At 44.6% G+C, this 13,234-nt stretch carries 4 protein-coding genes; 2 read left to right on the forward strand and 2 right to left on the reverse strand.

The features are described 5' to 3' along the window. Window positions 1–437: 437 nt before the first annotated feature. Both KQI32_RS09535 and KQI32_RS09540 read right to left on the reverse strand, forming a co-directional pair. Window positions 438–2,081 carry a hypothetical protein gene (locus KQI32_RS09535; RefSeq protein WP_216424840.1) on the reverse strand — a complete coding sequence of 548 codons (1,644 nt, stop codon included), beginning with the start codon at window positions 2,079–2,081 and terminating at the stop codon, window positions 438–440. 143 nt (window positions 2,082–2,224) lie between these two features. Continuing rightward, window positions 2,225–5,803, reverse strand: coding sequence for an S-layer homology domain-containing protein (locus tag KQI32_RS09540; RefSeq protein WP_216424841.1), 3,579 nt, complete (start codon window positions 5,801–5,803; stop codon window positions 2,225–2,227). A gap of 195 nt (window positions 5,804–5,998) precedes the next feature. Between KQI32_RS09540 and KQI32_RS09545 the strand changes: the two genes are divergently transcribed. Both KQI32_RS09545 and KQI32_RS09550 read left to right on the forward strand, forming a co-directional pair. Then, window positions 5,999–9,148 (forward strand): S-layer homology domain-containing protein, encoded by a 3,150-nt coding sequence (locus KQI32_RS09545; RefSeq protein WP_216424842.1) that lies wholly within the window; start codon window positions 5,999–6,001, stop codon window positions 9,146–9,148. A 12-nt stretch (window positions 9,149–9,160) separates the two neighbouring features. Beyond that, window positions 9,161–13,156 (forward strand): S-layer homology domain-containing protein, encoded by a 3,996-nt coding sequence (locus KQI32_RS09550; RefSeq protein WP_216424843.1) that lies wholly within the window; start codon window positions 9,161–9,163, stop codon window positions 13,154–13,156. Window positions 13,157–13,234: the final 78 nt, after the last annotated feature.

Raw genomic sequence — 13,234 nt, forward strand, 5'->3', positions numbered from 1 at the left:
TCCGGCGTTCGAATCGCCGATGGCTCACCACAAACAAAAACCCTGCAACCGCTAAGGTTGTAGGGTTTTTGTTTTACTAATTTTTCTATTCAGACACCAAACTGACAGGACTTTTTCGTTGACTATATATTGCTCTAGCTTCTCGATGCATATCTTGCATCTCATCATAATGTGTGTAGATTTCCGTAAACATTTTTTACGATAAGAGCTTTCGGTCATGGAGAAGTCATAAGTTAATAAAAAAGGGGGGACTGCTTTCTCTATTGAAAGAATATATAGGATAATCGGAGGAAATTTTACAGGGATTCTAACAATAGTGTATATATGGAATGTTTTTAAGTGTTAATGAATATAAAATCGTCATCAGAGTTATAATTCTGACGACGATTTTATACTATATTCCAAAGCTGAATAAGTTCGAGTAAAAAAGATTCATTTTATAAGAAAATATAGAGAATTGCATTAGAATCTAAATAATCCAACTCTACTGTAAGAATCAAGAAAGCGTTTTTTCGATTCGGAGTCTGCTTTTGCATATAGGTATCAAAGGCAAAGACCGGATATCTAAAAATGCAATCATGATTCAGTGAGAAAGAACATTTCTCACTGGAAATAACCGTTCCGGCAGGAAGCTTTTCAGAGGAATATTGTAGTTGTTTCAAATCAAGCTTTTTTTCTCCGCATTGAAGCTGCTGATAAAATGAAACAGGAACTGGGATATTTACAAGCACCCGGTCGGTTTCCTTTAAATTCTGAGCGGCATAGCGGAGAGTTATCTCTTTTTCGGTGATTGAAAGGATTTTTATTTCGCATTTGGTATCATGATACCACAGGTCAAAATGTTCCGGAGATTCAAAATGACCTTTTGTGTGAAGATACTCCAGTCTGCCATTGGAAATCACATTAAAGCAGGAAAACTCGGGCATTCCATGGGAATGACCTCCTCCCATCAAAAGTCCTTTTTCCAGGTGATAAACGCTCAGCAGATTTTGACGCTGTAAATACCATCTGAAATCCTCCGCTTTATTCGGGAGAAGGCAGATTGGGATAACAAATCCTTTTTTTTGAATTTTCAACGTATTGAAAGGCTCTTCCGAATATTCCGCAAGGGGAGGAGTCATCCGATCAATGTACACCACTTCCTGCTCCTCGGGGCTAGATAATTTTAGGGGGCTGTTTTCGTCAACTGTACCGAAGGAGGCGCAATAAAAACCGAGACTTTGCTGAATGCGGATCAGATCGCTGTTGTCTTTATGATATGCGCTGACATGGCGAGAAGCAAACATCCGACATGTTTCATCTTTGAGAAATGCACCGGGAATATGAGGGAAAGCCCCTCTTTTTTCATCGCGATTCCGCGAGTCAAAGCAGCCGATGATTTCAATTCCTTGATAATAGCATTTATTTAGATAATCAATGTTTTGCAGGACAGCCTGGTATACAGTGGCATTTTTATTACCGCAGTATGCACTGTAAAGAGCCAGTGCACCCAATGTGGTATGGCTGTAAAGCACCACCAGGGAACCGCCTTCCAGAAAAGCGCCGAAGGGAAGCTGAGCCTTACAGATATCCTCCATCATTCTGTCACATTCTTCTTGCAATTTGGGTTGAACACTTAGAACTGCATATCGGTAAATGCAGACGAGGGACCAGATAAAATGGTTGGGGACAGAATGATTTTTTAAATCGTTTTGAAAGGATTTGCATTGAAATTGTTCTTTTATGGAGCGGGCAAGACCTTCACAGGAACGTTGCACTACTTGGCTGTAACGATTGACCGTATCCTTGTCCAGAACATCCTTTAACAGTTCAACGGTGTTCATCAAGTGAAGCGTATTCCATTCTTCATATACATATCCCCAGGATTGTCCAAAAGTGAGTATGTGAGTTTTTCCTTCCTCATTCACAAGGGAGATGTAGTAATCCCAACATTTTTTCATATAGACCAGCAATTCTGGATCTTTATAATAGGGATTATTCTTGTCCTGATACTGATACAGGGTCGCAAAGTAAAATCCCGTGCATTGACCATAGATGTTAAAGAGATGATCTACCTGGATTTCACCATTTTCCTGCACCAATTTTTTTACCTCCTCGCATATGGAAACCAATGTGAGGAGCATGGTATCTTTTATATCAGTTGCGAGATTCTCTTTTCCATCGAGAAATGAGTCAGCATTTTTGTTTTTTGAGGCAATTATTTGGAGGGCCTCAGCTGTTTTTATCATGAATTTTGCATCCTTTCCAATAATCTTGCCCACAATGCGGCACATTCTGCCCGCGTTAACGTTCCATGCGGCTCAAATCTGTTTTCGGAACGGCCTTTCAGAATCCCCGCCTGTACACAGCCGGCTACACCGCTGACAGCCCAGTTGGAAATTTGATTTTTATCCTGGAATTTTTCCAAATAAGCAGGTGATTCATCGGGTTTTCCGATTTTGTTTTTATACACCGCAAGAATAACCTTAGCCATTTCTTCCCGTGTTATGGCATCATCAGGGCGGAACATACCGTCGCTTCCGTTCATGAAACCGTGCTCGTAAACGGCCTGCACGCATACGGCATACCAATCCTTTGGGGTCACATCATGAAAAGGAATTTGAGGGTTCTTTCCGACAATGCCCAATGCTCTTTGAAGCAGAGCGGCAAATTCCGCACGGGTGATTTCTGCGTCTGGGGCAAATTTCGTATTGCTGATTCCTTTGATAATTCCTTTTGTCGTCATAGAAACAATATCATTTTGTGCCCAGTGACCATTGATATCCTGAAATACGGGGGTGGTGGGGATAATAATCTGACCGGATCCCGGAGGGGGAGTCACGGATGGCATTTCTGGCTTCTCTTCCGGTGAGCTCGAAGGAGGATTCATGCCGCCGCCCGGCTGTTCTGCTGGCTCTTTTTTTATGTATAGCTCGGTAACCCCGGCGGGAAGCTTCATTCGAACCGTTCCGGTTTCCGTGTCATAAAAGGCATTATTCTGCCGTTTTCCATTCAGATAAACAATGACAGGACCTCCTGTGTAGAATGTGATCTTGGACTCCTCCACCAACTGGAAGGATGCTGTAAATCCATCTTTTTTTTCTGGATAAAGAGAACCACAGAAGCGAAGACCATCGCTTTGAAGTAATGTTTTTCCCTGATATTTCAATGTGGTTCCATCCGTCATCGCATAGGAGGAGGGCATATTGTTTTTGTCAACTCCGACAACCGTCTGGAAGGAATCACTCTGAATGCCCTGAGCTTCATAGGGTTCTGTTCCTGTCTGGAAGAGGACGTACTCTTTTCCCTGTTCAACGTTAATTGAGGTACCATAAACACCGTTTTCCTGAATCAGAGAAGCATCAACTTTCACCTTGCGTTGCTGCTGTTGAGCCGCTTCGTCTTTCACCGGAAGCAGGGCAAGAGAATCCATACAGATATAGTAGTTTGTCGATTCTTCCTGTTTTCCGAGCACCTGGAATTTGATGCGATGTTTTCCTTTTTCCAGATGCAGTCTTCCTAGGCTGTGATCCGGTGCGATAATGACCTCCGGATCGTAGCCGTCGTATACCTCGCCCACATCCTTTCCGTCAATGGAAACCTGAACCTGTGCATAGGACGGTGCTTTTACAAAGATCATGCTGGCGTCGTAATCACCGGTTTCCTCCACGTTAAATTCAAAGGTGATATAATCGTCTGATTTAATGGAGCGATAGAAGAAAACGGCGGAACCGTTGATATCCATGCTTTTGTAGCCTTGTCCCGATGTTTCAACAGGGTCTCCCAAATCAAGAATTTTTGTGCTTCCGCTCATCTGGCTGGTCTTCATTACAGTTAGGAAGCGATAGGAGGTCGCAGGAGTTGTACTTCCCACTCTGGCGAGAGGGCCATACCGCTCGACACCCGGCTGGAGATAGACATTCATCTCCAGCGGTTCGGGAGATAAGAATTTTGCAGCCAGCTGTGCAGTTCCTTTTTCTATATAGAGATGGGAACCTTCTTTTTTGGTTCCGGTCGGAGCTGTCTGACCGTCAATTTCAAACTGTGCCGGAATCCCGGAGAATATCTGCCACTGGAAACTGCGGTCTTTATCTGTTTTTAGATCATCCATCATGACATAGTGACCAGATCCGGTGCGTACAATGTGACGATCAAAGCGTTTTAAACCAAGATCGGGAGCATAAGCGCCTGGTGCGGAACCGATAACATAATCATAAGAGGGTGAAAGAAATTCCTCCTTGATGGAACCATTTCCTCTGATGGACTGCGCCCGTCCGTCTACATAAATTGTGTTGTGTCCTGATGAGATGGTAAAGGAACGGACAGGTCCCGCTGAATAATCCTGATAACCGGGGTCCGCGGCAAGTGTTGTCTTGCCTGTGCCTAAAATAAAGCTGTTCTGATCGTAATGGTTATGCCCCAATTTGGAATTGTTGCTCACCATAGACAGAAGGGTATCATTGCTTGACCAGCCTGTCCGAAGATCCGCCCATCCGATATCCTCCAGTACCAATGAGTTGGGGAGATCGTCAGGAGGCGTGATTTTCATATTAGGATTATAATACAAAAATTTTTCAAAATTGCTGGCTGTGGAAGTAGTATTTGCAATATACCAGCCAGCATAGCCGTTTTCTAGCCAGTTGGCGGCAATGCTGAGCGTGTTGAAGAAATAGTTGCTGACGGAGCCATCCGAAAAATTCACGAGTCCGCTGCCGCCTGGAATCAGAGAATAGATAACCCAATTTACCACATAATCGTCAATGTAAGGATGTTCAACCAGATCACGCATACCGGTTACCCTTGCAGTGGCATCGACAGATTTCATCAGATTTTCCATAGAATAGCTGGTATACATTAAGCCTTCTTGCTGTCCGGAACTTAAACGCATATCCAAATACCATTTATAATATTCCATAGCCCTTGATAAGTATTTGTCAGCCGTGGGCTCTGTGCCCAGAAGAACCGCTGCACCAAAGCCCATCGAACAGTTTTTCATCATATAAATGTTGTGATCCACCTTTTGCTCCGTATCCTGATATAATAAGGTAAGCCCTTTTGTCAGAATCGCGTTTTCCAGTTCTTTTCTCTCCTGGGGAGTAAAAAGGTCATAAAGCATATCATAAGCGCCGCTGACTGCCAGCGTCAGATGGGTTGTCTCCAAATAGCAGACCGTATTGGCCTGGAGATTTTGCGCATCCACCCAGGTATTCCAGCGTGCAACTTCCAGAGCATACTGTTTTGCTTTTTCCGCATATTCCTGCTTTCCTGTGATACAGTAAGAAAGACTGAGGGTTTCAATTCGTTCCTGTATGGCTTTTACATAGGCTATCCAATAAGGATAAGCGGAGCCTCCGGTATATCCCGGCGGAACTGACATGGGTCCTAACTGTTTGGGCGGCATCGGGAAAGAGAGCTGATAGCTGTTATAATAGGTGATCGAAACGGATTTTTCCGTCAGAAAGCCCTTTGCGGCCTGTTCCAGCGTATCCCAAAGCTTTTTTCCGGACAAACCGGATGCGGAAACTGTTTCATCCGCAGATTTTTTCTGCAGTTCTTTCAGCTCGTCTGCTGTGAAATAAAGTCTGGGATGTCCCTGCACTTTCAGAGGAAATTGTTGAATATTACCGCTGGAAGGGACGTGTTCTTCGGGAATCTCCTCTCCGGTCTCCTCCGATGGAAGCGCTTCCTCAACGGATTCCTCCGGAATTGTTTCATCCTCTGCCAGAACAGTGGACGGAAGAGGAAGGAGCAGTTGAATGATAAACAGACAGAGCAGCAAAATGCCGAAAAATCTCTTTGTTTTTCTGAAAAAAATTTTGTGCATCAAAATTCGCCTCCTTAAATATCTTTTGTGGGAATTATAACATATTTTTTTGAAAAAGTATAGACTTTTCTTTCAAAATATGATAATTTAGAGTTATAAAAATGAAAAAAAGACATTTTTATTTCCAAAAAGAGAGATTCAGTCTTTTTGTTTGGATAATTATTACAAACAAGATTTCAAAAAGGAGAGGGAAACATGAGACACAAGAATTTGATTGGAATCAGTCTTGCCATTTTACTTTTTTTCGCTTTTATAATACCGGACTATCAATTGCCGGCAAAAGCGAATGAGGCACAGACTCCCTATCAAACGGAAGTGGAGTTGCTGCAGAATCTGCAGATTCTTCCAAAATCCTTTGACGGGGATAAACAGGTCAAGCGAAGCGAATTTGCTGACATGGTTGCAAAGATTATGCATCCGGTGATTGCATTTTCTCCGTCTGACACACTGCCGGACGCATTTACTGATGTGAAAAGCAATCATAAATATTATGGAGAGATACGCTCGCTGAAAGATTTGGGAATTATCTCCGGCGATATGTTTTCCAATTTTTATCCCGACGATATCATCTCTTATCAGGATGCTGTGACAATGCTTATCAATGCTTTGGGATACGGAAAATATGCACAGAAAAAGGGCGGATATCCCACCGGTTATTACAATATTGCGCAGGAGACAGGAATTCTGCGGAATGCTCCTTCCGGAGAGGTAACCTTCTATAAGGCGGCAAAGCTGATTTACAATTCTTTGTTTGTGGATGTCATGTCCATTGCCGGCATCACTGCGGACAGCGAGACAATGGAGATTTTAGAGGGAAAAAACGTGCTTTCCCAGCGTCTGGGGATCGAAGAGTATGACGGTGTCATTCTCAGTGACGGTCACGCTTCCCTGAATGGGGAGGAAGTCTTAAACAGTGATGAGATTTTATTTCGGGATATCAAAACTGAAAACACACTGTCTATGCTGACGGGAAACAGTCAGGCATACAGCTATTTGGGATACAGAGTACGCTTATTCGCAAAGGAAGATAAAACAACGGGCAAGAGCACGGTGATCTATTGTGTTCCCCACAGAAGCGTAAAGGTAATCACCATTGCGGCGGATTCTATTATCTCCGCACAAACCGACTATATCGAGTATGAGGAAGAGAAGAATTCCGACAAATACCGGAAACTTTCCTTTGGGAAAAAAGCCATGTATGTAACGGTGAACGGTATGAAAAAATCCTCATATACTACGGAGGATCTCAAGCCGAAAGAGGGATATATCACGCTGATCGACAACGGCGATTCCAAAATTGCAAATCATCTGGCGATAAACTCCTTCGATTACAATTTGGTTGTCGATCAGGTGAACAGCGCCGCACAGGTGATTCAGTGCCTGCAAAGCCCCAGAAATAATATTGATTATTCTGATAAAGATGCCGTGTCCTTCCGCATCTATAAAAACGGCAGTTTGATTGAACCGGAAGCTTTAAATCGGCTGGACATTCTTTCCGTAGCCAAATCAGCCGGTAAAGTAAACGGTAAGACATTATACACAGCCTATGTCGGCGACCAGAGCGGACAGGGAAAAGTGGAAGGGCTTATCCCGGAAGAAAACATCGTGATTGTAAACGGACAGCAGCTGGGAATCTCCAAACTTTATCTGGATTTGAAGCCGAATTTGATGGGGCAGCTGAGAAGCGGCAGTGAAATTTCTTACTCGCTGGATGCGACAGGAAAAATCGCTTATATTGGAAAAATGTCAAGCGATGGGCGCGGTTTTGCCTATCTGATTGATATGCAGCAGGAAAGCGGACTCGAGGATGAGATTTTGCTTCGTTATTACAGTGCGGAGGGAGAAATCTTCACCCAGCCCCTCTCATCCAAAATAACGATAGACGGAAAGAGACCGGATGGTCTGAAAACAGATGGAACCAAAGCCCACTCTCTTTTTGAAGAATTGCAGGATATGCTCTGTCTGCGTCCGGACGGTACGGTCACCATTCCGGAACGGGCAGAAACGGAAAGCTTAAACAAGAATTATACCAGTATTGTTCCGAGACCGGCGATTGTCAAACAGAACGCGGACAAAAAAATCGTCAGCATTGATACGGACGCGCTTACCTATGACGATGCTTCGATGGAACAGAGCGATCCGGCGGCATTGAAAGCGGGCGTGAGAGTACCGAGGCTTTTAAGTTACAGCATGAACGGACGAACCTTTGACGGAAGCTTCTTTTTAACCGGCGAGACGATCATATTGAAAGTTCCCGATGTGGATCGCTATCATATGCAGGAAGAGATTGCCCGCAACAATTTCAACAGATACAGCAAAACAGCTACAAACCTTTTTGAACAGGATTTGAACAAAGCACGGAATTATCAGGTTCTGACCAGCGCACAGCTTTCGAACCGTATGGAATATGACATTCAGGCGTACAACGTGGATCCCTACACAGGAGTGGCAGAATTTGCTGTTGTGCGCGGAAGCGTTGGATATATGCAAAACAAGGTTCCTTATCAATCGCCTTTTTATATGTTCTTGAAAAGAACAAGCTGCTTTGACGAACAGAGCGGTGAGTTGATGGATAAAATTTATTATTCTCAAAATGGGCAGGAGAAATCCATGGTGGTTGATCCGGATATTCTTGCACCCTGGTACAAAAACTTGATTTACGGCGGAAAGACCATCGGTTCCATTGTCAATGCAGGTCAGCCGAATGAAACGGTAACGTACAACGAAGTGGAGCCGCTGAAACAGGGGGATATTATTTACGCGGAGGAGACCGATGGAAAGCTCAGCCATATTCAGAGAGATCTGAACATGAGCCTGATCAACTCAAAAACCTGCGGTTCTGCACGCGCCAGCATGCCGGTTGCTCCATACACCAACACGTTCTATGCAAAGACAAATATTGACTGCCCCTTTGATCAGAGAGTCGGTCCCAGCTTTAACTATGAATCCACCTATAATATGATGCTTTCCGCTGCAATGGACTTGAATGGGACAGCGTTGAAGGTGAGGGTTCCGGCGAGAGGAACTACCTCCCAAATCGGAAATTTTGCTGAATATATCGGGAATGAAAATGCAGCGTTTTATTTGGATCGGTATATCGATATTGCCGCTGTGAATACTCGCGTCATTGAGGAGATTGAATGTGATGTGGAACACGACGGCTGTCGGTTCCGGGAAAGGGAGGGAACTGCGGCTGATTTGAAAACTGCAAGCATGTATAGCGGCGATCTTTCCACGGACGGGATCTATAAAGCATCCAGGATTTATTCCATGTCCACCTATGGTGTTTATACCCAGATGATTATCATCAATTTCAGTGAGAAGCACAGCAAATATGTGCGGTAAGGGGGAAACATAATGAAATTAAAACGAATTTTGTCTGTTGTTACAGCGTCATTCTTATTCGCGCAAGTTTCCTGTCCGTTTGTGACGTCAGCAAACCACTGGGCGCAAAAGGAGATGGAATATCTGTATGAAAAAGGAGTGATCAGCGGGGATGACGACGGACTTCGCCCGGATGAATTTATCACAAGAGCCGAATTTGCAAAGGTGATTAACAAAGACTTTGGGTTTACGGAAAAGGCGGAAATGAATTTTCCTGACGTTTCCGCAGAGGCATGGTATGCCGGTGAAATGGCAGCGGCGAAACAGAAGGGATATTTTTCAGGCGATCAGAACGGATTGGGAAATCCAGACGAAAGAATCACCAGAAGTGAGGTATGCGTAGCATACACAAAAATATTGAGTCTTCCTCTTGCAAATGAAAATGATATATCCTATACCGACCGGGATCAAATTCCGCAATGGGCAGTTCCGTATATTGCCGCACTGGCGAAGATTAATATCTTAAACGGATACGAGGATGGAAGTTTCCGGGCCACCGATTACATTACCCGTGCAGAGGTGTTTTCAACGGTGGTGCGCACAGAATTCTATGCCAAAAAGGTACAGCAGGAAGAATTGGAAAACGGAACAAAGGTTCCGGGCGGAACCGGCGGTACCATTATAGGGGGAAGCACAGGCAGTTCCGGCGGTTCGGGCGGCTCAGGCGGATCGAGCGGCGGTGGAGGAAGCACACAGCCCAGCCTTTCCAGACCTGTGATTATTCAGATAGATACGGCGAATCGGAGAGTGAATTGGGAATCTGTCAAAAATGCAACCTCCTACGAAATGATACTCAGAAGAACTACCGCCGGCAACGGGGGGCAGAAGGAGTTAACCGGTTTGACGGGAACCAGCGCCGATATCAGCAGTGCAATTAATGAATTAATCGGTGAAGAACAGATTGCGCTGGAAACTTTTTCGGTTAAAATGCGCGCAGTGAGGGGAAGCAAAACCTCAGCTTACTCTGCTGAGGAAACCTTTCATCTTACCTTTGAATCGGTTGCAATTCCGGATGATATCCGCTGCGAGGAACGGCAGGAAGCAGGGAAGGACGTTATTGTTCTGACTTGGTCTGCAGTTGAAAACGCAAAGGAATATAAAGTTTTTTTGGTGAATGGACATGAAGATATCCCGCTCACCGTGAATGGAACATACGCCGTGATTCCGGAGGAATATACCGCTCTCGGCGAAATTAAAATCAAGTTTAAAACCCTCAGCGGCAAGGAGGGGATTGCGGACTCCCTGTATCTGGAGAAAACTTTGAAGCTGCCCCTTTTCTATGGAGGAAGCGGCGAAGTTAATGATCCGTATATCATTGCCAACGAACGGCATTTTCGGAATATTCGCCAGGCTCCGGATAAAAATTTTAAAATCATCAAAGATATCAGCTTGAGCCAATTAGAACCAATTCCTGCATTTTCAGGAACACTGGTTGGGGAAAAAGATAATATTGCAGAAAATCCGGTTAGAATCACTTACAATTTTGAGGATGGCACCAAGGGGAACATGGGGTTGATCACCTCCTCCAGCGGGGTTATCAAAAATCTTATTTTAAGCGGTCAAATGACGGCCGGCACGATCTCCGGCGCTCTGGTATCCACAGCGACAGGCGGGGAAATCAGCAATTGCGTCAATGAGATGACTCTGCATTTTGTAGGGGAAAAATGGTGCGGCGGTTTGATCGGAACAGCGCAGAGTACGGTTATTCAAAATTGCGGCAACAAAGGAGACATCCTTTCCTCTGCACTAAATACTGGCGGAATTGTTGGGTATCTGAATAGTATGGCGTCAGTCTTCAATTGCTTTAATGAGGGCGATATCAATGCCTCTGCGGATTATACCGGAGGCTTGGTGGGTGCCGGATACGGCAACATTGAAGGAGGCTATAACAGCGGTGATATTACTTCAACAGCCAATACGGCGGCAGGAATTTCCGGATACTTGAGACAATCGGCAGGTGGCACTTTAAAATATGCATTCAATACCGGGAAAATCCATGCGAAACAGAATGCAGGAGGCATTACCTGCAATATCAATCCCAGCGGAGACACGACCATCGATGAGGTATACAATGCCGGAGACGTCACGGCGGATACGCCCAACAGCGCAGCTTATGTTTTTCTCTTAAAACAGGCCCCTGCAAAGATAAAAATCGGAAGTTCCGTTTATTACTTGAATGGCATTCAGGGAGAGGTGACTTTTGAAGGAGAGACAAAACCACTTATTGTAAAAGAGCTAAGCGAGCTTTGTTTTCCATCCGGCTTGTGGGTAAAAAAAGGCGATTATCCCTATCCGCAGCTCAAGAAACTTACTTATTTGGGAAAAGGAGACACGGTACCGCTTGTTCCGGAAATGCCCGCTGCGGAAGTTGTGCAGCAGAACCAAAATGTGATAGTAATGTTGAGCGGGCATCCACAGCATTTTCAATATCAGGTTCAGGTTTGGTATAATGGAAGTATGACGAAAGAATATTTCGTTGGCAGCGGAATAAACCGGCAGATTGATATTACAGACGGTCTTTTGGAATACGGGGAATATCTTGTGAAGGTAACCGCATACGGTGATGGCATTCACTATTCCAAGTCAGATGTTCTCTCTTTGTCTTATCAGCATAAAGCGCCTGAAAAGCAGTTGCTGAAAAACCTTCGGGTGCAGTGGCAGGATAACGGCGGGCAGGAAAATTATAGTCTGACGTGGGACAGCTTTGCCGGGGCTTATAATTATAAAATTCAGGTGAAAAATCAGTTACAGGAGATCAAGCTTGACGTGGAGGCAGTTCAAAATGCATATGTGATTGCAGAAACGACAGCACTGACCTTTGACGGGGATTACACTGTGACGGTTACCGCAATGTCCAAGACAAACGAACCATTGACTTTGGAAACTGCCTTGTCTTTTTCCACTCTATTTGCAGGAGGAACAGGCACATTGGAGGATCGCTATCTGATTGCCAACCAGAGGCACTGGAACAACGTTGCTTTGGAATCGAATAAAAACTATAGGGTTATCCGCGACATCACGCTGGACGAACTGAAACCGATTGACTCCTTCTCCGGAAGTATGATAGGTGCTCTGGATGGTATCGAGAACAGTCCGGTTCGGATTACTTATCATTATTCCAATCCTAAAGGAGTCAGTGTTGGATTGTTTAAAAGTATTTCCGGGGCCGATATTCAGTATATTGGCGTTGCAGGCACCTTGACGGCTGCTGCCGGATCTGGAGCGCTTGCCGCCAGTATTACAAACACGGAGATTTCCCATTGTTTCAGTGAGATGGAGGCCTCCTACAAAGGGGGAACCAAATGCGGCGGATTGGTTGGAGCGGCGCTTCAGAATTCCGTGATACGCGATTGCTATAACGCGGGCAATATTATGGATACAACAACGGGAATGCTAGGGGGTATTGTAGGTTTCTTGGATACGAATGCCAAAATTTACGATTGTTATAATATCGGTAATATTTCCTCCTCCTCCAACAATATCGGCGGTATTGTCGGTGCATTGCAAGGAAGCATAGAGGGTGCTTACAATACGGGAAACATCTCTTCTACATTGGATACGGCAGGCGGTATTGCCGGATATGCCAGCCAGGGAGCGGGAGGAACAATGAAATATCTGTTCAATACAGGGACAATTACATCGGCAAAAATGGCGGGTGGTATTGTCAGCCGAATACGGACAAAGAACGGAACGACAATCCTGGATGAAGTATATAATGTCGGCGACGTGATATCCGGCAACGGAATGGGAGGATATATTGTTCCGACTATTGAAAATACAAAGACCACACTGGGAAGCTATGTTTTCTATCTGGAAGGAATTCAGGGAGGAAAAGAGGCGAACGGAATTTCCGTGACCTCCGGAGCTCTCTCTAATCAGGCGAAAATGATATTCCCGGAAGAGAAGTGGACTTTCCGGGAAGGTTATCAATATCCTCAGCTGAAGGCGGTTTCATACAGAAATCAATAGTCAGCTGTAACGAGAAGCTTCTGTCCAATCCAAATTTAAATACACCACAATCAAAATTTATTTTAAATTTTGATTGAA

Source organism: Acetivibrio sp. MSJd-27, from assembly GCF_018918095.1.
Taxonomy (GTDB): domain Bacteria; phylum Bacillota; class Clostridia; order UMGS1840; family HGM11507; genus HGM11507.

Bases quoted from the DNA above. Each gene is read 5' to 3' on its own strand.
- KQI32_RS09540 (WP_216424841.1), bottom strand. From the start codon at position 5,803: ATGCACAAAATTTTTTTCAGAAAAACAAAGAGATTTTTCGGCATTTTG.
- KQI32_RS09545 (WP_216424842.1), top strand. From the start codon at position 5,999: ATGAGACACAAGAATTTGATTGGAATCAGTCTTGCCATTTTACTTTTT.
- KQI32_RS09550 (WP_216424843.1), top strand. From the start codon at position 9,161: ATGAAATTAAAACGAATTTTGTCTGTTGTTACAGCGTCATTCTTATTC.